This window comes from Halomonas shengliensis (assembly GCF_900104135.1).
GTDB classification, from domain to species: domain Bacteria; phylum Pseudomonadota; class Gammaproteobacteria; order Pseudomonadales; family Halomonadaceae; genus Halomonas; species Halomonas shengliensis.
In genome coordinates, this window is sequence record NZ_FNIV01000017.1 from 1 (window position 1) to 25223 (window position 25223).

General features: G+C 62.1%; 16 protein-coding genes and 2 pseudogenes. 4 read left to right on the top strand and 14 right to left on the bottom strand.

The window, feature by feature from the left end; genetic code table 11:
- Positions 1–240 precede the first annotated feature (240 nt).
- The 8 genes and pseudogenes from BLP95_RS16325 to BLP95_RS16790 form a co-directional block, all read right to left on the bottom strand.
- Positions 241–1200: a site-specific integrase gene (locus BLP95_RS16325; protein ID WP_245678787.1), complete on the bottom strand. Its 960-nt coding sequence runs from the start codon at positions 1198–1200 to the stop codon at positions 241–243.
- A 43-nt stretch (positions 1201–1243) separates the two neighbouring features.
- On the bottom strand, positions 1244–2806 hold the full coding sequence (locus BLP95_RS16330) for a DEAD/DEAH box helicase (RefSeq protein ID WP_089681177.1): 1563 nt from the start codon (positions 2804–2806) through the stop codon (positions 1244–1246).
- Complete coding sequence (locus tag BLP95_RS16335) at positions 2803–3447, bottom strand: hypothetical protein (RefSeq protein ID WP_089681179.1); 645 nt, start codon at positions 3445–3447, stop codon at positions 2803–2805. The genes BLP95_RS16330 and BLP95_RS16335 overlap by 4 nt, the downstream gene beginning before the upstream one ends.
- Positions 3444–3650 (bottom strand): hypothetical protein, encoded by a 207-nt coding sequence (locus BLP95_RS16340; protein WP_089681181.1) that lies wholly within the window; start codon positions 3648–3650, stop codon positions 3444–3446. The genes BLP95_RS16335 and BLP95_RS16340 overlap by 4 nt, the downstream gene beginning before the upstream one ends.
- A 381-nt stretch (positions 3651–4031) precedes the next feature.
- Positions 4032–6377: a tyrosine-type recombinase/integrase gene (locus tag BLP95_RS16345; protein ID WP_089681183.1), complete on the bottom strand. Its 2346-nt coding sequence runs from the start codon at positions 6375–6377 to the stop codon at positions 4032–4034.
- The gene (locus BLP95_RS16350; protein WP_089681185.1) at positions 6368–8725 is read right to left on the bottom strand and encodes a hypothetical protein; all 2358 of its coding nucleotides are present in this window, start codon (positions 8723–8725) and stop codon (positions 6368–6370) included. The genes BLP95_RS16345 and BLP95_RS16350 overlap by 10 nt, the downstream gene beginning before the upstream one ends.
- A gap of 107 nt (positions 8726–8832) precedes the next feature.
- A complete protein-coding gene (locus tag BLP95_RS16785) occupies positions 8833–9642 on the bottom strand; it encodes a hypothetical protein (protein ID WP_143004443.1) in 810 nt (269 codons plus the stop codon).
- A gap of 1446 nt (positions 9643–11088) precedes the next feature.
- A pseudogene (locus tag BLP95_RS16790) lies at positions 11089–11271 on the bottom strand (transposase domain-containing protein); the annotation flags it as partial.
- Position 11272: 1 nt separating this feature from the next.
- Between BLP95_RS16790 and BLP95_RS17270 the strand changes: the two are divergent.
- A pseudogene (locus BLP95_RS17270) lies at positions 11273–11426 on the top strand (transposase domain-containing protein); the annotation flags it as partial.
- Positions 11427–11881: 455 nt separating this feature from the next.
- Here BLP95_RS17270 and BLP95_RS16365 read toward each other — a convergent pair.
- Positions 11882–13456 (bottom strand): ATP-binding protein, encoded by a 1575-nt coding sequence (locus tag BLP95_RS16365; RefSeq protein WP_218118556.1) that lies wholly within the window; start codon positions 13454–13456, stop codon positions 11882–11884.
- A gap of 177 nt (positions 13457–13633) precedes the next feature.
- On the opposite strand from BLP95_RS16365, the gene BLP95_RS16370 reads away from it, so the two are divergent.
- Both BLP95_RS16370 and BLP95_RS16375 read left to right on the top strand, forming a co-directional pair.
- Complete coding sequence (locus BLP95_RS16370; protein WP_143004444.1) at positions 13634–17104, top strand: DEAD/DEAH box helicase; 3471 nt, start codon at positions 13634–13636, stop codon at positions 17102–17104.
- Between the two features lie 323 nt (positions 17105–17427).
- On the top strand, positions 17428–19401 hold the full coding sequence (locus BLP95_RS16375; RefSeq protein ID WP_089681193.1) for a polysaccharide biosynthesis protein: 1974 nt from the start codon (positions 17428–17430) through the stop codon (positions 19399–19401).
- Between the two features lie 59 nt (positions 19402–19460).
- Here the strand turns inward: BLP95_RS16375 and BLP95_RS16380 are convergent, their stop codons facing one another.
- From BLP95_RS16380 to pilB, 5 genes are all read right to left on the bottom strand, one after another.
- On the bottom strand, positions 19461–20315 hold the full coding sequence (locus BLP95_RS16380) for a prepilin peptidase (RefSeq protein ID WP_089681195.1): 855 nt from the start codon (positions 20313–20315) through the stop codon (positions 19461–19463).
- 71 nt (positions 20316–20386) lie between these two features.
- Positions 20387–20578, bottom strand: coding sequence for a DUF2283 domain-containing protein (locus tag BLP95_RS16385; protein WP_089681197.1), 192 nt, complete (start codon positions 20576–20578; stop codon positions 20387–20389).
- 2 nt (positions 20579–20580) lie between these two features.
- A complete protein-coding gene (locus tag BLP95_RS16390; protein ID WP_245678789.1) occupies positions 20581–20841 on the bottom strand; it encodes a DUF4258 domain-containing protein in 261 nt (86 codons plus the stop codon).
- Positions 20842–20844: 3 nt separating this feature from the next.
- Positions 20845–22080: a type II secretion system F family protein gene (locus tag BLP95_RS16395; RefSeq protein ID WP_089681198.1), complete on the bottom strand. Its 1236-nt coding sequence runs from the start codon at positions 22078–22080 to the stop codon at positions 20845–20847.
- Positions 22081–22305: 225 nt separating this feature from the next.
- On the bottom strand, positions 22306–24075 hold the full coding sequence (gene pilB / locus BLP95_RS16400) for a type IV-A pilus assembly ATPase PilB (protein ID WP_089681200.1): 1770 nt from the start codon (positions 24073–24075) through the stop codon (positions 22306–22308).
- Between the two features lie 513 nt (positions 24076–24588).
- Here pilB and BLP95_RS17225 point away from each other — a divergent pair.
- The gene (locus BLP95_RS17225) at positions 24589–25104 is read left to right on the top strand and encodes a pilin (RefSeq protein ID WP_143004445.1); all 516 of its coding nucleotides are present in this window, start codon (positions 24589–24591) and stop codon (positions 25102–25104) included.
- Positions 25105–25223 lie beyond the last annotated feature (119 nt).

Here is a 25223-nt window from a genome sequence, read left to right on the forward strand (position 1 = left end):
GGAATGTGAGGCAGCCGCCTTCAGGCGGCTCAGATTCTTGCCCCTTTGAGGGGCTAACAATATAAAGCCCCCGGCTTTGCCGGGGGATACTTACTGGCATATAGAGCTGGTGATCTTCTTACCGTTATACGACTGCCTTTACGATCAAGACGAAGGCAGTGCGTTTGCGATGATGGGATTCCTGGAGAGACAGTTGGCCATTCATCGTATGGCGGGAGGCCCTGCAGGCCTCCTGCGGCTTTACAAACCGAAGAAATCACCGCCGTGGTTCTCGAAGGCATCCGCGACACGAATGTACTTCTCGAAGGTGCGCTGGTCCCGGTGGCCACTGACCCGCTTGATCTGTACATCGCTCTTGCCGCGCAGGTGCGCTTCGGTGATGAAGCCTGCCCTGAAGCTGTGGGGCGAGTAGCCTTCCTCCGTCAACCCGGCCGCCATCAGCCCCAGCTTCATTCGCACCGCCAGGGTGTTGGCGGTCATGCGCCCGGCGCCCAGGCGGCCTTTGCGTGAAATGCCGCGGAAGATGGCGCCCTTCTGAATGCCTGATACCGCGAGCCAGCGCTCAAGCATGCTGACGGGACAGTAGCGTGTGCCCGGCGGCGCCCGCATGATGCTCTTGGTCTCGATGCGCCCGGAACGGTTGGTCTTGCTGTAATGGAGCGTGACGATGACGCCCTCGGGCCGCCACTCCAGGTCCTCGCAGGCAATCACCACCACCTCGCTGCGCCGGAAGGCACCGTAGAAGGACAACAGGAACAAGGCACTGTCGCGCAGGCCATGCAGGGTGTCGCGATCTATCGCATCGAGCAGACGATGCAGCTCCTTTAGCCGCAGCGCCGGTGCCGAGGCCTGGCGGGTATCCCGCGACTTCTTGATACCGCGAAGTACGCTACGTACCGCCATCGATTTCACCGGGGAAGGCAGGTTGTGATAGCGGTGCCACATGTGGATCGAGTTGGCGTAACGTTCCAATGTTGCCGGTTTCTTGCCAAGCTTGTTCTGCGCCGACAGGAAGTTGGCGATATCGATCTCGGTGGCCGGCAGAACACCACCGGCCTTCTGGTAGACCCGAAGGTCCGAGCGCATGCCCCGCACCGTGTTGGGCGAGACGCTTTCGGATAGCAGCCGCCGGGCCTCTCGTGACAGACCTTCCACGGGGGCCGTCATGGCCCCCTGGTCATAGGGGCTCGGTCGGTGCATCAGCTGATGTCCTGATGGGTTCCGTTTCATCTTCCATCCCCCCTCAAGGTGCCAGACGCAGGGCGATCAGGCGTTCGAAAAACGACGCTGAAAACGCCACATCGGTCGCCACATTGACCGTCCCCTGAGCGCAGGGCCCGCCCATTGCCACCGAAACCTCCCTACCTGTCGAGGCGCTCTCATCCGGACTGCCCTCCGGTGGTGCGGTTGGCTCAGCAGGATTGGATGTCATCGGGGGGCCTTCCGGCGGTGCAGTTCTATGGCCACCCAATGGTACCGCCTTGCCAACGCCAACATTGACGGTGGCGAGATCCTGCGGCAGGTCGTCGCTCAGCCGCCGTGCCATCTGGGCGAGCCGCGTGTCGTTGAGCGCATAGAAGTGGCAGTCGGGATCATGCTCCCCTCGACGGCGGATGATTCTGCCGACTACCTGGCGGAAGTGCTGCTCGGTACGGATATGGCTCAGGTAGCAGCCAACCCGAAGGCGCGGAATATCGACCCCTTCGGCGACCATGCCGACCGCGACAATCCAGGGCGTGCTCTCTTCACGAAAGCCCTCCAGTCGAGCATGCGACAGAGGGTCACGGCTGCTGACCAGACAGACATCGTGGCCATCGGCCTCCAGCTGCTGGGTCACCGCTTCGGCATGGTCGATATCAGCGGCTACCACCAGACCGGCCGCGTCGGGGTCCTGCTGGCGGAGTGCCGTCAGCTGCTCGCGACTGAGGCTCAGCACGCGCTGCATGGGCGCATCCAGGCGGACCAGGCTGCCATAGTCGATGGCAGGGTGTCGCAGCAACTGGGGAATACTGGCGTAGCGGTGAGTTTCCCGGCGTCCGGTGCGAGGATGAAAGCCCGTCAGTTCGATGGCGCGATTATCGACTAGGTGTACGCGCGGATAACGGCAGACCCCGTCATGGATGGCGTCTTGCAGGGTATACACGAAGTCAGGCAGTAGCATCCGAGCTGTCGACGCAGCTGAGTCGCTTTGGGCTGAACCTGCCGGATAGGCAGGCAACGTCGCTTCGGACTCACGTGGATCATCGGCCACCTCCAGATAGCGCAGCAGCGGCAGACAGCTGCCATCGGTGCGCCATGGAGTGCCCGACAGGGCCAGGGTGTAGGTCATCTGGCGCTCCAGCGCCATCAGCGCCATGCCCCACTGGTTGGGACCCTCACCGCCGAGATGCCCGGCGGCATGGTGGCTCTCGTCCCAGATCAGCAGAACCCGGTGGCGTTGGCCGAGGTGCTTGAGTGCGTCCAGGCGTCCGGGGAGCGCGTGATAGGTCAACCCGGCGCCGGCGGCGCCGAGCTGGCCGTGCATGGGGCGACCGAGTACCGTCTGTAGCGTCTCGATAGCGGCTTTCACCACGGCACGGGTAGGGCCGCAGTACAGCACATGGTCAATATCCCCTCGCTCCATCAGCGCCTTTGCCAGTTCGGCGGCCAGACGCATCTTGCCGGCTCCCGGGGTGGCCTGGCAGAGGAAGTGAGGATGCCGGGGCGATAACGTCGCAAGCGCTTGATCGAGGCAGGCCGACTGCCAGGGGCGCAGCGGGGGCAAGGACTCGCGGCCAGTGTCTCGGGTCGAGGAAGGTAGTTTCATGAGTGCACCTCCTCGACAGCCTTGCCAGTGGGAGCCACCAGCGATTCGAGTGTCTGCCTTACCTTCAGGTTGGCGTCCCACTGACCCTGCAGGCGGCCACTGCGCTCAATCGCCGTCTCCAGCAGTGGCAAGATCTGTCGCCGAGCGTCGGGGAATTGCGTGATCAGACGCTTGTAGTGCTCGGCCTCGCTGATGGCGACCTGCATGGCGGTCTGGAGGCGATGGCGTTCCTGCTCCAGATGTGCGAACAGGGAGTCGGGTGGTGTGGAGGAAGTGTCGCCGGCGTCATTTGGGATGGCAGAGCTGGCCGAACCTGCATCCTGGTGTGCAGTCCCATCCAGCTGCATTCGGTAGAGTGGCCGATTCTTCCCACGCACCCCGATTTCCCTGACCAGCTGGTGGGTCTCCAGGGTACGCAGCCTGTCGCGAACGCGATAACGCAGCTGGGTCGGGTCAATGTCCTCCAGTTCCGGCAGCTTGAGCAACTGGTCGCGTACTTCGGGGATGGTGAAGCTGGCATCGGCCTCGGCGTGACACAGCAACTGATGGTCGAGCGCTTCGGCGATCATGCGATACAACGGATCGCTGCTGCGTCGCTGTGGGCAGGGCAGGGTAGTGGCGGTATCGACACGCGGGCTCATTCGCTGACCTCCTGCACCACCTCCAGGGCGATCGCATCGGCGGCGCGGGAGAGCGCCTCGGCCTTGCGCATATGGGCGTGGTAGCGGCGGTAACGCACCCCCAGGCTGCTGTTGGAAGTAAGGGCGGCCATGGCCATGGCGCGATGGGCGGCAGCACGCGCACGGCGATTGCTGCGGTGGGGGAAGATGGTCGGGTAGATCATAGCGGACGTTCCTTTGTGTAGGTTTAGGAACCGACCCCGCTGTCGCCAAACAGGATGGGGGCGGCCGTACGCAGGTTGGCGAACCGGACACAAAGGAAACCGGCAGACCCGAGGGTCTCCCACGCACGACCGCCATAGACATGGCAGGCAAAGAAAAAAAGCGCCTACCATGGCAGTGGCGCTTATGCGCCTTTGTGTTATCAGGTCGCCAAACCCGTTCGAGCAGTTCACTCGACATCCGTACAGTAGCAGCGAGCTATTGGCTTGTAAAGTGACCAGCGCTCCATCCTGCCCACCACCACCGGGGATCGCTTCATGGTGATCGTCTACTTGTCACGCAGGGGCGGCTCACCTGCACAGATAATCCGAAACGAGGCGCAGTCATCGAGATTGCTTCAGGATGTCGGAATGGATGATCGACAGCGTATGAGCATAGTGCAGAAGCGTCGTGCCGGAGTGGCGATGACCGATCCACTTGGCCACCGCTTCGTAAAGATTGCCGCGCTGCAGAATGCCATCACCTCCAGCTGAGCAGAAGTGATCCAGCACTTCCTGGCAGCGGTCGATCTGAAATAACTCATCAAAACGATACGATAAGCTTTCAGCGAAATCGTGATGCTGGGCGGCGTGAAGTCTCAGCAATAGCCAACTGACCGCAGCATGACGCAGACTGTGAAAATCGATACGTTGCCCTAATCCGTCCTTGAGTATCGGCAGGATAGCGCGTCCAATTGCCTCCTTGCTATACGCATCCGCTTGCCCTCTCGGCCCGAATAGCGCGATATCTTTCAGTGGTAACGTGGCACATTGGCGGCGGCGTTCCTGAATCCAATTATTCAGCGTGGGAATGACGTCCCGACAAGCCAGGACGTGGAGCGGAATGCGTCGTCTGGCAGCAGGCGTCTTTCCGCCTCTCACGATGATCCAGCAGGCTGTCGCGCCATCCATTGGCGCGATATCTGACATCGCGTCATTCATGAAGTCATCGGAAAATCCTACCCAGGGCTCGATCTGAATATCTGCCAGGGTCAGGTTGGCGACTTCGCCGATGCGCAGCCCGCCATAGCAGCCCAGTGCCAGCATCAGCGCATACATCTGGTTGGTGGAGCCGATGACGCCGGCATGGGTCAACTGTTTCCAGAGCAGCTCGGCATCACGCGGGGAGATGATCTCCGTGCGCAGCGTACTCATGGGGACGTCGATGTTCGCCTGCGGCAAATGTAGTCCGTCCAGAAGCCCCAATTCGGTACAAAACGAGAAGAAACGCCGGAGTAGCATTAAGGTGTCAGCGCGTGTGCTGGCTTCCAGGCGTATCTCCTGAAGCAACGTTAGCTGAATATCTTCGATGGTGTCATCATCCCACTCTTGCAGATCCAGAATGGCGGAGTTTTCGAGAATGCTCATATGACTCAGCCGAGATAGGTACGTACTTACCGTTTTCCACTTGTAGGTCTTCTGACAGCAGAGCAGGTCATAGGCCCAATCCAGCAGCAGATGCACATAACTGGTGTCGGTGTGGGTTAACTCGGTGACGTGCCGCTGGTAGCGAGTGACGATGCTTTCGATCTTCTGTCGGTGCGCGGCTTTGGTGTAGGGCGTGCCGACTTCGGAAAGGATGGCATTGAGACACTGGTTGATGGTGTTTTTCAATTGACGTGCCCAGTCGTCGGGCAACGATGCCGTCGGTCGCTCCCAGCTCCCGGCAGGGCGTGTCAAGGCTTCCGGTGCTTGGGCGATGACAGGCATTTTGGTACGGGTGGTATTGAGCGTATCCGGTTCGTCTTCCCACCGAGAGCTGCCCAGCAGCGTGCGGGTGGTGCTGGTGGGTAATGGGTAGCGGGTCAGCAGTGTGGCCCATAGCGGCGGCACCTTGGCAAACACTGGGAGATAGCGTGCCGCTCTTGCCAGTGCATACCAGCTCATGCAGTGACGCGGAATAAGCAGTGAGCCCTCGCGTCGGGACGCTTTTTGGTAGGCCTGGTACGCCTTGTTCAGACGTTGGCGCACTACCGATTCACGCTTGTGCAAGGGTTTCTCAGCCTCTCGCGCTGAGAATACCAGCAGCGTGTCAGGGGCCCGGGATGGTGCCCGAGCCCGGATGGCACGCAGTGCCTGCCAGACATCATGCGGTACCTGCAGGGCGTAGCGTCCCACCTGGGGTAACTCGATGGGTTGCGTGGGAATCGACAGCCAGGAATCCTTCGCCACCATCTCATAGCGCAGCATGGCCAGCGTCGAGACGATGACGCGCTCCCCCATGCCCAGTCGCGACGCGAGAGACAGTGCTAGCGTCAGTAGCCAGCCATCGGGATGTTCACTTTCACGACACCACTGCAGGAGGCTGGCACGGATCGACTTGGCTTCCTCGATATCCTGTAATTGCTCGCCCCGCTGGGGCATCGCCGTCGGACGATGCAGCGGCTGTGCGGTGGGGGGCAGGACGTTGTGGCAGTAGGGGAGTTCGTTGAGCGCCTGGAGCACCTCTGTCACGCGCTGTCGGCAATCGGCCAGTCGGTAGGACTGGCCCGCGGCCTTGCGAGCATCGCGATAGGCAGAGACCAGTGTGTCGACCTGATCGCTCTTGAGGGCCAGACGTCCCTCTGCTTGATACGCCATGATCATATCGAGCAACCGCTCGGTCTCGTCACGCCGCTGTGCCCGGCACACCGTTGCGCCGAGGGTCACCAACTGTCCCATGAGTAGGGGGGTCGACAGCGTCATTGCCATGGTGGTGTCTCCACATTCAGAACTCGGTAGCCGGTGGCCCTCAGCCATGCGCTGATATGGCGCTGACATGCCTGGCTTTGATAGAGAGATACGTTGGCCCGGGGGTGGGTACGGTCTCGCCCTATCCTGGCGTGACCGGCATGCGCGTCCAGCTCAGCCTCCGGGATGGCGCGATACAGCGCCGTCGTCAGGCTGTGCCGAGTGGCGTTATCGGCCGGCAGCAGCGCCTCTGGCAGGGGCTCAGTGTGGATCAGCCTGGATAGCACCTGCCGGAAGTCGCCGTGGTGAATCGCGCGAATCCGACACCGGGGCTGACGGTGATGCGTCAGGTAGATCCAGGTCGGCCACTGCTGGTCGGTGCGTCGCTGGTCATCGATCGGGGTGTGGTGTCGTTCCATCAACAGGATCGTCTTCTCCACCAGTGTTTGGTGTGACGTCAGTTGTTGCAGGACGCTTGCGTCTACGGGGATGACTCGGCTCTCAATGCCCCGGCGCGACCCCTTGTCACGGATCCAGGCCCGGGTGCCTGTGATCATGGTTTGCGCATTCGCGGACGCGGGCCTTGCGCCCGTTGCCAACAGCCACCCGAGATACGCATAGGCAGCAGCCAGTTGGACATAGTCGACGACTGAGGCGATAGGCAGGGGATCCGGTCTCAGCCACGTTTCCAGTGGCTCACGGGCTTGCTCGATGGCATCTTGCAGACGAGTCGTCCACGGTTGCCAGGCCGAGGCGGCCAGGGCTCGGCTCGATCCCACATAGTCGCTGCTGGCGAGCGCCGGTGGTGACGAGGGCATCAGAACCCCACATCGGGTCATGCCGGCGTCGAACAGCTGCTGCAGCGAGCCCGGGTCTAACTGTCGGTAGGCGGCGGGAGCTGAATGGAGCAGGCCATACTCGCCTCTCAACGTCAGTAGGGAGTGGTTGTCACGGGCCAGGCTGCCCATGAGAAGTGGCGACGTTGCCGCAAGTCGCTCGGCCGTGGGGGTGAGGCCTGGCGCGTCCCGAAAGTGTCGCTTAAGCCTTCGATTCAGGTGGGCAACGCTGCCGGCCAACGGCGTCTCTTCGTCCACGCTGAGCAGGGCGTCATTCACCTCGGTAGGCAAACCCAGTGTCACCCACTGGTGTGCGGTGCTGCCGTCTTGTGCTGGGCTGGGCCCATCCCGGAGTCGATAGCGCCAGGTGGACGATGTCGGATCCCATCGAGGAGGGGCAGCAGGGTCATCGTCGGTTGGCGCGCTGTCTTGATGTATGCGCTGCAGGGTGACCAGACGACGGACGGGCATCCCCGTGACCAACAGCAACCGTGTCAGGGCCCACTCGGCGGGCGGCAGGTCGAGGCTGAGGACCTGCCGGACCTGCCAGGGAGTCATCCGATGAACGTCCTCCAGCGTGGCCAATGTCTGCGTCGCGGCCATCTGCACCGCCTGGCGCGCCGCGCGGCGGTCATCGGCGGGGGTCAGCTGTGAGGGGTTGGCGCGCTCGATCACGGGGATGGCCAGGTCGGGGGTATCGGCCGTCTCGCGATGCGGCGCGGTGTGACGGGCATACCGATAGCCGCGTCCGCTCAGTTCCGAGTCGAGTTGATCCTCGGCCGAGGCCCGGTCCCTGCCGGGCGTATCCGTGACCCGGCACTGTGGGGCGAGTGGCGCATCGGCGATCTGTTCACGGCGTGACACCTGATAGCCGTTGAGTTTCCTGGGGCGCTGAGAAACGCGGCATGATCGCTGGTAACCGGAGAGGTCGGCACCGATACGAACCCCGGGCCGACGTCGCTCCTCGTACAGTTCATACAGTGTCTGGTATTGGCGACTCGCATCCTGCCGCTGCGTCTGCATCACGGGATGCCCCATGATGCGAATCACGTCGTCATAGTTGGAAAGAGACATCCCATGCAGCTCGGCATGATCCAGCACCAGAACCAGGATGTCTCTCACATGCCGGACCTGCGTGACATAGATGCCTGGCACGGCGCCGCGGATGACGGGGGTGAACCAGTCTCTGAGCAATCGTCTGGCCGTGAGCGCGTCCTCGTCGTGCCGATTGAGGAATCGTGGCTGGCTCAGTGCATACCAGAGCGGGTATTGAGTTCCCGTCGTGGTACAGGGGGTCGACGACAGTGATGTCAGATTGTCAAAGGTGGTGATCAGTTCTGTCGGTTCTGGCATCCCATGGTCTTGGGCATACAGCTCAGCCGCCTGCTGTAGATCGGGACGTGTGGGAGGAGGGAGCATCTCACTGATGACCCCCATGAAAAGCGGGCGCAGGGAGGCTTCCATGCCATGGGAATCGGCGATCCGCTCATATCGCTCGATGATCCACCCAGGGGGTTGCGGAATTTTATTCATTCAGCTTCCTTGGCAACATATGAGAAAATTCATGGATCTCAACAGGGCGCCATTGTCCAACGTTCAGCAGCGTATGGCTACACCACGAGATCCATGGTGCGGATGGTTTATAGATTAAGTCCCAGATGTTTATTAATCACTGTGTTAATATGATGTTGATACGATGGTGTGATGTTCTGTTCCTCACTGTCCGGGTCAATAAACTCTTCCTTTGGGACTGAGTTCATTGTATTTTGTGACGTATTTTCGTCTCTTTCATTCTTTACGTGGTCGCATTTTTCCTCGCCATCCTCAGGTGAGATTGTCGTGTTCTCTGATTTTTCCTCTGACGTGGCGTGTGCTGTGTTCCTGGTTGCTACATCCGATGTCGGAAGGACCCCTTTCTTTCGCAATGCCGTCAGGTCATGCTCAATGGTCCGTTTTGAAAATGCATTGTTGAAAAGCTTTTTATAGGCATTCGGTTTCGTCATATCTTCCCCTGGAAGGACGACATGAGTGATAAAATTTAGCAACGTTTCGTTCTTCAATAATGTTTTGATACAGGATTGTCTAAGACGCTTTTGCTCACCTTTTTCGTTACTTCCCAGGCAGGCTGGGACAACCTTACCCAAATAGAATCCCCAAAATTTTTCCTCGCCGGGTTTCAGTTCTTCGCGATCGATGACATGGCCCACAATGCTGCGTACACCGGGGGCGCCATACTGCTCGATCTCACAAACCACAGCTGATGGGTTGATGAGCTCCAGCTCCTGGCCACCCCCATCCAGAAAAAAGGCTGTCGTGTCTAGCGAAATGGCCGAGTCGCCATACGGTGAGGCGTGGGTGCGGATCTCTGCGCAGTCGCTCACCTCAACGACCCTGACATTGACCGGTGTGCCCCAGGCGCTTTTATGGATCGGACGTTTCTTGATTCGCATGTCGGTCTCTCCCGTTGCCTATCGGATATAAGGGGCAAGGCCCCAGGAGGGGGGGCAGTAACTGCGCATGCCCGACACATGGCGGGCGATACGGGCACCTCGAGCCAGGGTGGCCTCGGCAGGGGCTGGGGTATGGATCGCGTCTGGCAGACGCTGGCGGTGACGGTGATCAATGCTCATGAGGGTCTCCTGTGAAATGGCCTACCTCTATACAGGGGTCACCGAGTTGGGTTTTGCGACGGCGCACCAGATTTTTTTTCACATACGGTTCCCCGGGCCGGACGCCCATGCCGGTGCTGGCCAGTTCTGCGGCGGGCCATTCAGCGGACCTGTTGGCCGGCTCACGCCGTCAGGTGAGCCGGGGCAACAGGTGCAGGGGAGGGAGTACGTCGTCACCCGACGACGGTGGATAAGCGCATGGCATGACGGTTGGGTCTGTGGTCCATACCGTCGCTGATCAAGTGGGGGCTGGCAGACATGATGATGCGTCCCGTGATCCCGTAGGCCGATGCGGCGAGTCGCAAGTGGCAGGGAAGGGGCGGGGCATGGAGAAGTGGCGCGAGGCCACCCTACCCTCAGGCAGAGTGGCAGCGTCATGGCGCAAGCGGCGAGTGCCAACGGTGAAAATGACCTTCAACCGGTGGCCTGAGAAGGACGAGGTACCCAGAGGTGCTCTGAGGCAGTTCAAGGTCCTTGCGGGACCGATATCATCACGACAAAGGCGACTGGGGAGCGAATGGCCTTTGGCAGCGATCTGGCAGAGCGCCTTGGGTCACCCATGGGTGAACCAAGGCGCATGATGGCAAAGACGAATGAGCTAACCCGCTGATATCATCGACATCGAGTGATAAGCCGGTTTATTCAGATCAATCGCTGCGGTCGCAACGATTTCGTCAGTCCACGCCGCGGAGGCGGTGAGCTAGGCCTGGGGATTCACTCAACATCACTGCAAGCTGCCTGAAAACGGCAATGGAGTCGCAGCCGCTCTGGGGCTCATGTAAGCAGGATAAAATGGTGAATGCGGACGTAAGGAATGCAAGTCCCACCGCCATAAGGGAGAGATCCATGGCGAGATGTACGTCAGGCGTATGCCAGTGAGGCACGCTAGGCAGTTCTGGCTCTGACACTGTTGATGCGGACTATTACCCACCAGAATCAAAGTCAGTTCGGCGAAGAGCAATGGTTGCTGCCGGCCGTTCATAAATCTTGCTGATTCATTTAGCCCGGCCAGCTACCGGGTGGTCACCGATCAGTGCGATGGGGACCTTCCACACATTATATGGTGATTTTCTGATGTCAACCCCTTTGTTCAATCTCACCCCTGAGTTGATGCTGCGTAGGGGGACGTCGCTGAGGTTTGCATGGTGTGCTGAATGGACAGGTTGGCCAGAATCTGATCCATGGTAAGCGACCGGGCACCACCGCCGGCGCATGATCAGGCGGTTTTTGCCAGTGATGGGGCAGGAGCTCGTAGAGCTGGCTGGTCTTCTGGGTCGGCAGCCGTTCCAGCATGTCCTTTAGGTAGCCGAAGGGCTCGTGGCCATTCAGCTTGGCGCACTGAATCAGGCTCGTGGTGGTGGCGGCTCGCTGGCCACTGCGCAATGATCCGCCGAACAGCCAGTTGTTCTGATGGAGCAAGGTCGGCGCCGAGCACGTCGGCATCGTGCAGAGCTTGCTGACCACATGCCGGCTGCAGGGTGTCGACCCCCTACACCTACCTGGTCGATGTCCACCAGCGCGTGGCGCTTCATCCCACCTCACGGGTCGACGAGCTGACGCCGCGTCGCTGCCGTCCGACATCGAGCGCTGAATCGACATCCACCGACGCGTTGGGCAAGGTGGCGCTTTTTCCGATGCACGAGATCCGGTGTCCCATGCGTATCGACGACATGAGCCTCGACCAACTCCTGGCGCTCAACGACCTCATCTGCCGCCGTATCGACGAACTCCAGGCCCGTCAGGAGATGGAGGTGTTGAGCCGCCTGACCCTGGGACAGGCCGTCTCTTTCGAGAGCCGCGAAGGTCAGGTGTTCGGTCGCGTCATCAAGATCAACCGCAAGACCGTTCTCGTGCAGTCGGAAGATCAGCGGCAGTGGAAGGTCGCGGTGGCGCTGATCCAGCCACTGCGCGACGTATAAGGCAAGCGGAAATCGGCACGCCTTGGAATGAAAGCTTACCGTCTACTAATCCTTGGCCGGTCCACTCAGAAGCACTTCGGGTGGGGATTAACAGGGATCTGTCACGTCCGCGTGGTCTCACACTCAAAGCCCACAATCTGCCGCCGTTCACGAGAGAACTCCACCCCTATCATGTGGATCGGCTTGCCGGCGGCGCGATATTTGTCGGTGTATCCCTTATCCTTTATTTGCTGCAGTGCGCGGCCTTCAGGAAGCTGCTCCACCACTTTGAACTCGAAAAGGTAGAGGTGGCCGAACGCTTCAACGGTCATGTCGACTCGTCCATGGTGGCTGGCATCCTCTACCGTCACGTCCACGCCAAGGGCGGCGAAGTGGCTGTAGAACACACTCGCATAGTGACCCTCATACTTGGCGATCGGGTTGTTGCGATACCAGTCGTGAGGCAGGCCGGCAAAGAGCGCCTTGAGGTGGGTTTCCAGGGCGGCGAGGTCATGTGACCGCAGCACTTCAAGCAAACACAGCTGATACTGCTGCAGTTCACCGTCTTTCAACCCTAGGGCGGGCAGCAGCATCTCGTTGAGGCTGGATTCCACCTCCTGGTTGGGGTACCCCAGCGTATAGAGGTGATAGCCGACCAGCGGCTCCTCGATGCGCTTGACGGTGAGGTAGCCGGTTTGAAATAGCAGCCCTTCGGTGGTGATGTCATCGACATCGAAACGACCTAATAACTGTGCCTTGGCCTGCATCCGGTCGAGGCGCGGGCTGAATACGCCCCGCTGCTTGAGAAGCTCCACCAGGAAGGTGGGCGTGGCGCTCTCGAACCAGTAGGCGCCGAATTGGCGCTCCTGAAACAGAAGCAGCACGTCGAAGGGGTTGTAGACGGCGGTAACGTCCTGATCGCCCCAGCGGTAGCCGTTGTACCAGCAGCGAATCTCGTCTCGATCCAGTCCCGGCAGCTCGGCGGCGAATACCGTGTCGAGGTCGGCATCGGTATAGCCGCAAATGGCGCCATACTCTGGTGATAGGGTGATATCGCGCAGGTTGTTGAGTCCGGAGAACAGGCTGACCTTGCTGAACTTGGAAACCCCGGTGAGCAGCACGAAGGCCAGGTGAGGGTCGGCGTCCTTGAGCACGCTGTAGAGGTTCTTCAGGCCTTCGCGAAGCTCGCGAGCACGCTCCGGTACCATCAGGTTGTCGAGGATGGGCTTGTCGTATTCATCGACCAGTACCGCCACGCGCTGGCCATGCCGTTCGTGCGCCAGGCGAATCAGTTGGGAGAGGTCGTTGGCGATCAGCTCCGGCTGCCCTGAATCGATACCCAGCCGATTGCGGTGTTCAGCTAGCTGATAGCGGATATTGGCATCCAGCTCCTGGCGGCTGTGCATCACGCCATCCGAAAAGCTCAGGCGAATCACCGGGTGCTGGACCTGCCAGTCCCACTTGTCGTGAATGTAGAGCCCCTGGAACAGTGCTTCGCGCCCTTCGAACAGGCAGTGCAAGGTATCCACCAACAGGCTCTTGCCGAAACGCCGTGGCCGCGACAGGAAGTAGTACTTGCCTTCTTCCACAAGACGGTGGATGTGGGGTGTCTTGTCGACGTAGTAGTAGCCGCCTTCACGGATATCGGCAAAGGTCTGGATACCGATGGGCAGGCGCTTCTTCCCGGTGACGGACAAGGCATCCTCCTGTGAGTCCTGTGAGCGAGCATGGGGCAGGATGGTGAGCTGATGATAGCATGCAAGCCCCACGGTAGACGTCAACGACGCCCAGCAGCGCGCCCTTTGCGCTGGCTTGCAGACGACGCCGCGATTCGTTCCAATACCGGCCTCGTCTACATGCCGTGAGGAGCCACTGTGCCGGATGCCCATCTCGCCGACCCCGCCCTGACGCTCTACCACAGCCTGGAGGATGTCCAGTGGCAGCTAAGCTTCGATGCGCGTTCGCTGACCCGCGGGCGGAACTATGCGCGACAGGGCCGAGTGCGAAACGGCACTCGTCTCGAACATGAGGGCAAGATGCTGGTGCTGCGGGCCCAGGTGCATGGCAGTGGTCGCAGTCGCTATCTCACCAGCCTGGCCGTGGATCCCGACAACCCTGCCATGGGTGTGGTCAGCGACTGCAGTTGCCCGGTGGGGCGCCAGTGCAAGCATGCGGTGGCGGTGATCCAGCACTTCATTGACGAGCTGGAAGCGGATGGCATACCGCCGCGGAACGACACAGCGCTTCTGGAGCAGCGGTGGGCGTCGTGGCTGGCCGAGCTGCAGTCGCCGCTCAGCGGTAAGCGCTACGTCGAGGAGCTGGAGAGTGACTATCGCCTGGCGCTATTTCTGGATATCGGCTCGGACTCGCGTGCCCCGGTGCTTGCGGTGTCGCCTGTCTGGGTGAGGCCTGCCAAGCAGCGCGCGCGGGGCAATGGCTGGGTCAAGCCGCGATCCATCATTGTGCGCAGGGGCGGCGGCCTGACGCCGATGCCACCCCAGGGGCTGGCACCGGACCAGGAAGAGGCCCTGGAGCTGCTGATGCTTGGCGAGCAGCGTCGCCAGTACGCCGGGGCCAATGAGCTGATCTGGAGCAGCGTCACCCATGCCTACCAGGCGCGCGCCCTGTGGTCGTTGCTGGAAAGCGACACGTCGCCGCTGCTGTTTCACCCCAAGCAGACCGGCGCCATGCTCGACCTCGGCCCGGCCTGTCGGCTGACCCTGGCCTGGGAAGCGGATGCCGACGGCAATCAGCGTCTTTTTGCAGACGCCGAGCCAGCGGATGTCATTTCCTATGAGGCCGTCATCATGCGTGCCGGCCACGAGCTCTGTTATCTCGATACCAAGCACCGTCGCGTCGGGCGTCTGGCGGGTGATCCGGATCTGCTGTTGCGCCTGCGACATGCTCCGCCCTTGCCTCCCGAGATGAGTGGCTGGCTCACCGAGCAGCTTCATGAGGCACCGGGTCTGGCCAACTGCCTACCGGCTCCTCAGGCGGTGGAAGAGCGCACTTTGGAAGATGTGGCGCCACGCCTGATGGTGACTATGCGGATCGCCACCGGCCAGTTGGGCGATCACCACGGCGTCATGGTGCCACACGGTATCGAGGTGGGCGCTGCCGTGGTGGACTTTGACTACGACGGCATCGAGGTGCCGCCGGAGGAAGGCGACAGCCACCAAGCCTTCCGCGACGGCCAGCGGCTCACCATCCAGCGTAACCGCGAGGCGGAACTGGCCCTGGTACGCACCCTGCCCCCCGGCATGGTCTCCCTGGAGCGTCTGAAAGAGATAGACGCCGTGCCTGCCCAGCTCGACATTCCCGATTGGACTCTCTTGCTACCTCTGGAAGGTGTGCCACCGCGCAACGCCGCCGAGTGGCCAACCCATCTTGCTGATCCCGATGGCTGGTGGGAAATGATCGCGAGGCTGCGTGAGGCCGGTTGCCTGGTTCACTTCAGCGATGACTTCCCCGAGGAGCCGACTTACCTTGAGCCAGACGACTGGGTCGGCGAGCTTGAGCCTGCCGGCAACGGCTGGTTCGACCTGGCACTGGATATCGAGGTGGAAGGCGAGAGGCTCAATCTGCTGCCGATCCTGCGTCGCCTGTTCAAGGACCCCGACTTCCCGCTGGAGCCTGTCGAGGACGAAGCCGAGGACGCCAACTGGACGCTGGCCCTGCCGGAGAACCGCCGGCTGGTGATGCCGTTAGCGAGGTTGCGGTCTTTAATGACGCCGATCCTCGATTGGCTCAGCGACGAGAGTGACCCGGAAGCGGCGCTGCGTTTGCCGGTGACCGCCGCAGAGAAGGTCGCGCCGCTTGCCGAGCACGAGCGCTGGGCGGGGCGTGAGAACGTCACCGCGTTGGCCAGCCGACTGCGCGAGCTGCCGGCGAGCCTGCCGGCGCCGCGAGGTTTTACCGGCGAGCTGCGCGACTATCAGGCCCGCGGTATCGCTTGGATGCGCTTCCTTTCCGAGCTCGGCACCGGCGGTATCCTGGCCGACGACATGGGCCTGGGCAAGACGGTGCAGGTGCTGGCTCACATCCTCGACGAACGTGCCCGCGGCGCGCTGACTCGTCCGACCCTGGTGGTGGCGCCCACCACCCTGGTGGGCAACTGGTGCGCCGAAGCCGAGCGCTTCGCCCCCGAGCTCAAGGTGGTCGCCCTGCAGGGTGGCAAGGCACAGCGTGAGCGCCAGTTCGAGGAGGCGCTGCCCGGCGCCGATCTGGCGGTGACCACCTATGCGCTGCTGATCCGCGATCTCGAACGCCTGCGCGAGCGTGACTTCGGCCTGCTGGTCCTCGACGAAGCCCAGGCGATCAAGAACGCCGCCAGTCAGACCGCCCGAGCGGTGCGTGCCCTTGATGCCAAACGCGCCATCGCCATGACCGGCACGCCCCTGGAGAACCACCTGGGCGAGCTGTGGGCCCAGCTCGACGCCGTGGCGCCAGGCGCCCTGGGCAGCCAGCAGTGGTTCGGCCAGCGCTTCCGTACCCCCATCGAGAAAGACGGGGACGTTGAGCTGCGCCGGCGCCTCTCCCGGCGCATCGCCCCGCTGATGTTGCGCCGCACCAAGCAGCAGGTGCTGGCCGAATTGCCGGAGAAGACCGATACCCGCCGCGAGGTTACCCTCAGCGGTGCCCAGCGCGAGCTCTACGAGAGCCTGCGCCTGGCCCAGCACCAGCGGGTGCAGCAGGCGGTGGCCGAGCGTGGCCTGGCGGGCTCCGGCATCGTCATGCTCGATGCGCTGCTCAAGCTGCGCCAGGTGTGCTGCGACCCGCGACTGGTCAAGCTGGAGAGTGCCCGCAAGACCCAACGCTCGGCCAAGCTTGACCAGCTGCGCGAGCTGGTGCCGCCGCTGGTGGAGGAGGGCAGGCGCATCCTGATCTTCTCCCAGTTCACCGAGATGCTGGCGTTGATCGGCGAGACTCTTGAAAAGGATGGCATCCCCTTCACCACCCTGACTGGCGATACCCCGGGCAAGACCCGCACTCAGCGGGTGGCGCTGTTCCAGCAAGGCGAGATCCCGGTGTTCCTGATCAGTCTCAAGGCCGGCGGCACCGGGCTCAACCTTACCGCCGCGGACACCGTGATCCACTACGACCCCTGGTGGAATCCAGCAGTAGAGGCCCAGGCCACCGGCCGCGCCCACCGCATGGGCCAGCAGAATCCCGTCTTCGTCTACAAGCTGGTGTGTGCCGGTACCGTGGAGGAGCGCATCCTCGACCTGCAGGCGCGCAAGGCCGACCTTGCCGCTTCGATCCTCGAAGGCGGCGCCGAACGCGGCGGCGACGGTCCGCTGTTCGACGAGGAGGACCTGGCGCTGCTGTTCGCCCCGGTGGTGTAGTCAATTGAGCCAAACAGCCGTGCATCATTACACCTCGTAGCGGTGCGAAGCCTGATGCGTACAAGCGGCTGCCCCAACTTGCGACGGTTGTACGGGTAGGTCTGTTCATCGCCTTGGCGCCTGGTCCGAATGTTGGTGGCCACTTCAGACGCTCCTGTGGCTGCCATCGAACGCATACTCGGCAGGGAATTCATTCTGGGTTGCTTTCATGAGATGGGAGGAGAAGAGGCCAACGGTGTCGATGGGTCAGTCGCCCGCGGGACGCGCTGTAATGCAGCATGCCGTTTGCTATCATCGCTCCAGTTCAACGACAGGATGTTGAGATGACACAATCAGGACGAATGCACCGCTCCATCGCCACGCTTAGCCGCGGCAAGAAGCGCCTGATCATGGTGGCCGCGGATCTGGTGGCGTTGCCCCTGGCGCTGTGGTCGGCCTATGCCTTGCGTCTCGCGGAGTGGTGGCCGGAGCGCTACCTGGAGGCCTACTGGTGGCTATTCGTGATCGTACCGCCGGTGGGTGTGTTCATCTTCGCACGGCTGGGGCTCTATCGCGCGGTGGTACGTTTCATGGGGCCTCAGGCGCTGTGGGCGGTGGTGAAGGGGGCAGTGCTTCTGGCGCTGCTTATGTGGGCCGCGGCCTACTTCTACCGCTGGGAGGGGTTCCCGCGCTCGGTGCCGATCAACTTCGCTCTGGTCACCCTGGTGTACGTGGGCGGCACACGGCTGCTGGTGCGTAGCTACTACCAGTGGTTGATCAAGCACTACACCGAGAAGGAGGCGGTGGCGATCTACGGTGCTGGCGGGGCAGGGGCACAGCTGACCCTGGCGCTGGCGAGTGGCCGAGAGTTCTATACCGCCGCCTTCCTGGATGACGACCCGGCGCTGTGGCAAAGCACGATTAAGGGCGTGAAGGTCTACGACCCCTCCAACTTCAAGGCGGTTGCGGAACAGCTCGATATCAAGCGGGTTCTGCTGGCCATGCCCACCGCCACCAAGGCGCAGCGCAAGCAGGCGCTGGATCGGTTGGCCGACCTGCCGGTGCGGGTGCAGACGGTGCCTTCCATGCCGGAGATTGTCGCCGGGGTGGCCAGCGTCGACCAGCTGCGCGAGGTGGAACTGGAGGACCTGCTGGGTCGTGATCCGGTACCGCCCAGGCATGAGCTGGTGGATGCCAGTATCCGCGACAAGGTGGTGATGGTGACCGGCGCCGGTGGCTCCATCGGCAGCGAGATGTGCCGCCAGGCCATGCGTGGTGGCCCCAGGGCGCTGATCCTGTTCGAGGTGAGCGAGTTCGGGCTCTACGCCATCGAGCAGGAGCTGGAGGCGCTGCGCCTGGAGATGGGCGAGAGCTTCCCCATCGTGCCGCTGCTCGGCAACGTGTGCGATCGCAACCGGGTGGAAGCGGCCATCCGCCACTACGGCGTGCAGACCCTCTACCACGCCGCCGCCTACAAGCATGTGCCGATCGTCGAGAACAATGTGCTGGAAGGCGTGCGCAACAACGTGCATGGTACCCGCGTGGTGGCCGAGAGCGCGGCCAGGCTGGGCGTGGAGCGCTGCGTGCTGATTTCCACCGACAAGGCGGTGCGCCCCACCAACGTGATGGGCGCCACCAAGCGCATGGCCGAGCTGGTGTGCCAGGACTTGGCTTCGCGCTACGCGCTGAAGGAGGGCCACCGCACCATCTTCTCCATGGTACGTTTCGGCAATGTACTGGGTTCCAGCGGCTCGGTGGTGCCGCTGTTCCGTCGCCAGATTGAGCAGGGCGGGCCGATCACTGTGACCCACCCGGAGATCACCCGCTACTTCATGACTATCCCCGAGGCAGCGCTGCTGGTGATCCAGGCCGGATCCATGGCTGAGGGCGGGGATGTGTTCGTGCTGGACATGGGCGACTCGGTGAAGATCGTCGACCTCGCGCGGCGCATGATCCAGCTCACTGGCCTGGAGGTGAAGGACGAGGAGAACCCTGATGGTGATATCGAGGTGGTGTTCAGCGGCCTGCGTCCCGGCGAGAAGCTCTATGAAGAGTTGCTGATCGGCGACAGCGTGGTCGGCACCCAGCACCCCAAGATCCTGCGCGCCCAGGAGGAGGTCCTCCCGCATCGGGAGCTGGTCTCACTGCTGGACGAGCTTCGCGAGGCCGAGCGTGGCCTGGATAGCCATCGCGCCTGCGCCGCCTTGAAGCGAGGCGTCAGTGGCTTTGCGCATAGCGGAGATATGGTGGATTTGTTGCCCAACGGCTGCAACGAAGGGCGTTCCCTGGCGCTGGAGGCCAGCCCGGCCAGGCACTGAGGGTTGATGTGCTCACCGGAAGCCGCCGTCTCGAGAGATCGAGGCGGCGGCTTCTGCGTTTATACCAGAAAGAAACTCCCATATACCGCCATCAGCGGCTCGCCAGCGAGCAGGGCGATCCAGCCGGCGAGCGCCAGGTAGGGCCCGAAGGGCATGGGGGCGCCGCGCAGCCTGGGCAAGGCGAGCTGGATCAGGATGCCGAGCACTGCACCGACGCCGGCGGAGAGGATCAGTAGCAGCGGCAGGTATTGCCAGCCCATCCAGGCGCCCAGGGCGGCGAGCAGCTTGAAGTCGCCGTAGCCCATGCCCTCCTTGCCGGTGATCAGCTTGAAGGCCCAGTAGAAGCTCCATAGCGTGAGATACCCCGCCATGGCGCCGATCACCGCGCTTTCCAGCATCAGCGGCTGGAACAGCAACTGGTAGAGGAGGCCGGCCCATAAGAGCGGCAGGGTGAGGGAGTCCGGCAGTAGCTGGGTGCGCAGGTCGATCACCGCCATGGCGAGCAGCGCAAGGCACGCCCCGAGGATAAACACGCCCTGCCAGGTGGCGCCGAACAGCACCGCCACGGCGAACGCCAGGGCACCGCCGGCCAGCTCCACCAGCGGATACTGGGGGCTGATGCGGGCATGGCAGTTGGCACAGCGCCCGCGACGCTTCAGCCAGCCGATCACCGGGATGTTGTCGTGCCAGGCGATGGGCGCCTCGCAGGCGGGGCAGATGGAGCGCGGGGTGACCAGGTTGAAGGGCTCGTTGTGCTCCTCTGGCAGCTCCAGCGCCTCGCGGGCCTCGGCCCGCCAGCCGCGCATCAGCATCACCGGCAGGCGGGCGATCACCACGTTGAGGAAGCTGCCCAGACACAGGCCGACGAAGGCGGCGAGGGGGTAGATGAGGGTGGGGGAGAGGTCGAGCACCAAGGCATCCTTAGTCAGATTGCCGATAAATCGGGCTTCCACAGTATCAGCCTACGGTGCCCGGTGTAGAAATATCAGGCGGCTTCGCTTTTCAGCAACGGCCAGGCACCCTGCTTGGAGGCCTCCAGAATCACGACTTCGACGATGGAGCCGTCCTCGGCATAGCTGATATGGGTGTTCCAGTCCTGAGAGGCTTCCCTGACAATAGGTTTGTCGGCCAGGTGGAGTACCAGGATATCGTCGGCTTCGTCATAGGTAGTACGCATGGTCATGGCTCCCACTGGAAGTGATGCATCACGGTCTTTACGACCAGTCTATCTTCGATAATCACCGCAGCACAGACCAGGTTGTCGTCCCGGCCAGTGAAGGCTTTGGCAACCCACATTCGGATATCATCCTTGTAACGAACGGTGCCGTGCTCCAGCAGTTCGAGAAGCTGGTCCAGGCTTATACCGCGCTCAGTCTTACGCTCTGCAGCGTGACGAGTCACATGGACCGGCAGGCCGAAACGCTCGCAGAACATTTCCATGTCTCAGATCACCGAACCCAGCTCGAAGATCGGCAGGTACATGGAGATCACCAGGCCGCCGACGAGTACGCCGAGTACCACGATAATGAAGGGCTCGAGCAGCGAGGTGAGGGTGTCGACCATGTTGTCGACCTCTTCCTCGTAGTAGTCGGCGACGCGGTTGAGCATGGCGTCGAGGGAGCCGGCTTCCTCGCCGATGCCGACCATCTGCACGGCGAGCGGCGGGAAGAGTTCGGTCATGCGCATGGCGAAGGCGAGCTGCTGGCCGGTGGCGACGTCCTCGCGGATCTGGCCGACGGCGCGCTCGTAGACCTTGTTGCCGGTGGCACCGGCGGCGGTATCCAGCGCCTCCACCAACGGCACACCGGCACCGAAGGTGGTGGCCAGGGTGCGCGAGTAGCGCGCCACGGCAGACTTGTCGAGGATCTGGCCAATCACCGGGATTTTCAGCGACCAAGCGTGCATGCGGTAGGCGAAGCTTTCCGACTTCTTCACGCCGGTGCGGATGAAAAAGATCAGCGCGACGATGCCGAGGACGCCCCACCACCAGTATTGCTGGGCGAACTCGGAGAGCGAGATGGTCATGCGGGTCATCGCTGGCAGCTCGGCGCCGAAGCCCTGAAACAGGCTCTCGAACTGCGGCACCACCTTGATCAGCAGCAGGGCGGTGACGCCGATGCCCACGGCGATGACCGCGGCGGGGTACCACAGTGCCTTCTTCACCCGTCCTTTGAGAGACTCCACCTTCTCCTTGTAGGTGGCCACGCGGTCGAGCATGCGGTCCAGCGAGCCGGACTGTTCACCCGCCGCTACCAGGTTACAGAACAGTTTGTCGAAATGGTCAGGGTGCTTCTGCATCGCCTCGGAGAAGCTGGCACCGGCGCCCACGTCGCTCATCAGCTCCTGCACCAGGGCGCTCATGGCGGGCTTCTTCATGCTCTCCGCCACCACCTGGAAGGCCTGCAGGATCGGCACGCCGGCGCGTATCATGGTCGCCATCTGGCGCGCGAAGAGCATGATGTCGCGGGGCTTGATCTTGCCCATGCCGCCGCCGAAGCTGCCCTTGCGGCGGATGTTCTTGATGATGATGTTCTGGCCGGTGAGGACCTTCTCGACCTCGGCCTTCTTGGCGGCGATCAGCTCGCCGCTCACCTTGCGCCCGCCGGGCCCCTTACCGGTCCAGTTCCAGCGGTAGAGCTTGACCTTCTGGTGTGCCCTGAGCTTGGCTGTCGTGGCCATGGTGTGTTCCTTCCCTGCGTCGCACGCCGCGGCATGCGCTGTAATTTGCGTGTTATTGAGTAGAAAGTGGAAAGTAGAAAGGATCCAGGAGCAAGGATGCAAGGGTCAAGGCAGATGGCATGGCTCGCTTCGTGGACCTCCATCGATTCTTTGGCAGCTGACCTTAATGCTTTCCACTTGTCACTTTCTACTTAGCTTTGCCCCTTGACCCCTTGACCCCTTCGCTTAGTCCTTCGTCACCCTAAACACCTCCGCCAGGCTGGTCACGCCTTGCATCGCCTTGAGCAAGCCGCTGCGGCGCAGGTCGGGGTGGCCCTCCTCGCGGGCCTGGGCGTCGAAGTCCATCGAGTTGCCGTTCTTCATGATCAGCTGGCTCATGGCGTTGCTGATCGGCACCACCTCGTAGATGCCCACGCGGCCCTTGAAGCCCTTGGTGCAGTGCTTGCAGCCCACTGGCTCAAATATCGTGGCGCCGGCGATCTCGTCCTGGGTGAAGCCCTGGCGCTCCAGCACCTCGTGGGGGATGTCTGCCGGCTGCTTGCAGTGCTTGCACAGCCGCCGCGCCAGGCGCTGGGCGATGATCAGGCTCACCGAGCTGGCGATATTGAACGGTGCCAGGCCCATGTTGGCGAGACGAGTCAGCGTCTCCGCCGCCGAGTTGGTGTGCACGGTGGAGAGCACCAGGTGGCCGGTCTGGGAGGCCTTCACGGCGATCTCGGCGGTCTCCAGGTCACGGATCTCGCCCACCATCACCACGTCCGGGTCCTGGCGCAGGAAGGCGCGCAGGGCGCTGGCGAAGTCGAGCCCGATCTTGGGCAGCACATTGACCTGGTTGACCCCGGGCACCTTGATCTCCACCGGGTCCTCGGCGGTGCAGATGTTGCGCTCCACCTCGTTGAGGATATTGATACCGGTGTAGAGGGTCACCGTCTTGCCGCTGCCGGTGGGGCCGGTGACCAGGATCATGCCCTGCGGCTGGTCGAGCACCGTCTCGTACATCGCCTTCTGCTCAGGCGTGAAGCCGAGTTGCTCGATGCCGATCTGCGCCGAGGTGGGGTCGAGGATACGCAGCACCACCTTCTCGCCGTAGACCGTGGGCAGTGAGTTCACACGGAAGTCGATGGAGCGGGTCTTGGAGAGCCGGAGCTTGATGGCGCCGTCTTGGGGCAAGCGGCGCTCGGAGATATCCAGGCGCGACATCACCTTCAAGCGCGCGGCGATGCGCGTGCGCATGGCGAAGGGCGGGTGGGCAACGTCGTGGAGCATGCCGTCGATGCGAAAGCGCACCCGGTAGCTGGTCTCGTAGGGCTCGAAGTGGATGTCCGAGGCGCCGCGGTTGATGGCGTCGAGCAGGATCTTGTTGACGAACTTGATGATCGGCGCGTCTTCGCGGGCCGACTGGGCATCGGCGTGGGGATCGACCTCGCCGCTGCCCTCCGGGTCGTCATAGCCCAGCTCGCCGATGGCGTCGTCCACCCCCTTGAGCTCGTCGAGCATGCTCTTTTCGCTGCGTGCCAGGTAGCTCTCCAGCACCGGCACCAGCTGGTCCACCGGGGCCAGGATCCCCTCAGGCGTCAGGCCGGTGGCGAACTGCAGCTCGTCGAGCTGGGCCAGCGTGGAGGGGTAGGGCACCGCCACGGTGAGACGATGGCCGTGTTGCACCAGCGGCAGCACCTTGAGCTTGCGCAGGATCTTCTCGGGGAAGCCCTCGGCGCGTGGGAGGGTCTCCGCGCGGATGGCGTCCAGGTCCATGATTGGCAGCCCATACTCCCAGGCCGCGGTGAGCGTGGCCTGGCGCGCCGAGACCAGCCCGGTATCGATCACGTGCTCCAGCAGCGAGAGCTCGCCTTCCCGCGCCTCCGACTCGGCGCGTACCGCCGCCGCATGGGAGAGGCGCTCATCCGCCACCAGCCGCCGCGCCAGGCCGCGCAGCCCGCCGGTCTCGGGCTGGGTGGCATGCAAAGGAGCGTGGGGCGGGGTGCGGTAGTCGTTCATGGCGTCTCGCTGTGGCTATGTGGGGCGTTGGGAGGCCCTTTGGGGTCAGACCCCAGCGGTGGGCAACGTTGCTGGGATTCTACCCTGCACCGGTTTCCGGTGGCTTGGCCGGGGTCTGACCCCAAAGGCCGTGTTAGGCCGCCCAGGTCATGGCTGGCAAATGCCATACCGGCTGTATGATATGCCCCATTCTAGCCCCAACCCCACCCCGCGCCCAGCCGCATCGCCCGAGTATCCGACGCGAATTCAACCCACTGGCCCTCCCCCCTCCGGCGCCTTCGCCGCAATCGTTGATCCCCCAGACAGAATGAGCATGAAGAATTTTTGCTCGCAAGCTACCCTTCACCTTGCAAGGTCAGGGTTCGTAACTTAATGTAACCTTAGGTGCCGGATCATGAGCGAGGCTGGCACCCTGTAGTGGTAAAGAGGTAAAGAGGTGAACCGGGCGGCCCGCCGCCCACCATAACCCGAAGGGCCCACGGGCCGGACGGACAGGAGCTAAGGGGCAGAACGATGAAAAAGCATGAGATGATGAAAACCAAGCGCGGTCAGGGTGGTTTTACCCTGATTGAGCTGATGATCGTGGTAGCGATTATTGGTATCTTGGCGGCGATTGCCATTCCTGCCTACCAAGATTATGTTGCAAGGTCCCAAGTTTCAGAAGGGGTTGCAACAGCGTCTGCAGTCAGGACTTCTATTACTGAGTATTACACTACTCAAGGTGATATGCCTCCCGATGGTGAGTACAATGTTACGTCAAGTGGAAGGTATACATCTGATGCTATTCACACTAGCGTTGTTGCAGGTGGCGCAAGCGCAGCAGTTATCACTGTTAGAATGAAGACATCTTCGCCAGCTGCAGCTGCAATCCAAGCTGCTAATCAATTTGAGTTTGTCTCCATTGTTGATAATAATGCTATAGTTGGTTGGGAGTGTCTAGGTGATGGGGATTCTACCTCCGATGGCAACTATACAGAGACAACTGCAGATATGGATTCTAAGTACCTTCCCTCTGGTTGTAAGCCTTAAGCTCTATCCAAGAAAAGGTGATTAAATAAATAAGGTAATCCCCCGGCTTTGCCGGGGGACTACCCGAGGTTTGACCGTGTGATGCGGTCAAAGGGAACCTCCAATCTCGGCCAAGAGAT

Coding starts and splice junctions, on each gene's coding strand:
- BLP95_RS16395 (WP_089681198.1), bottom strand. CDS start 22,080: ATGGCCACGACAGCCAAGCTCAGGGCACACCAGAAGGTCAAGCTCTAC.
- BLP95_RS16390 (WP_245678789.1), bottom strand. CDS start 20,841: ATGGAAATGTTCTGCGAGCGTTTCGGCCTGCCGGTCCATGTGACTCGT.
- pilB (WP_089681200.1), bottom strand. CDS start 24,075: ATGAACGACTACCGCACCCCGCCCCACGCTCCTTTGCATGCCACCCAG.
- BLP95_RS16375 (WP_089681193.1), top strand. CDS start 17,428: ATGACACAATCAGGACGAATGCACCGCTCCATCGCCACGCTTAGCCGC.
- BLP95_RS16785 (WP_143004443.1), bottom strand. CDS start 9,642: ATGCGAATCAAGAAACGTCCGATCCATAAAAGCGCCTGGGGCACACCG.
- BLP95_RS16345 (WP_089681183.1), bottom strand. CDS start 6,377: ATGGCAATGACGCTGTCGACCCCCCTACTCATGGGACAGTTGGTGACC.
- BLP95_RS16340 (WP_089681181.1), bottom strand. CDS start 3,650: ATGATCTACCCGACCATCTTCCCCCACCGCAGCAATCGCCGTGCGCGT.
- BLP95_RS16385 (WP_089681197.1), bottom strand. CDS start 20,578: ATGCGTACTACCTATGACGAAGCCGACGATATCCTGGTACTCCACCTG.
- BLP95_RS16325 (WP_245678787.1), bottom strand. CDS start 1,200: ATGCACCGACCGAGCCCCTATGACCAGGGGGCCATGACGGCCCCCGTG.
- BLP95_RS16330 (WP_089681177.1), bottom strand. CDS start 2,806: ATGAAACTACCTTCCTCGACCCGAGACACTGGCCGCGAGTCCTTGCCC.
- BLP95_RS16335 (WP_089681179.1), bottom strand. CDS start 3,447: ATGAGCCCGCGTGTCGATACCGCCACTACCCTGCCCTGCCCACAGCGA.
- BLP95_RS17225 (WP_143004445.1), top strand. CDS start 24,589: ATGAAAAAGCATGAGATGATGAAAACCAAGCGCGGTCAGGGTGGTTTT.
- BLP95_RS16350 (WP_089681185.1), bottom strand. CDS start 8,725: ATGAATAAAATTCCGCAACCCCCTGGGTGGATCATCGAGCGATATGAG.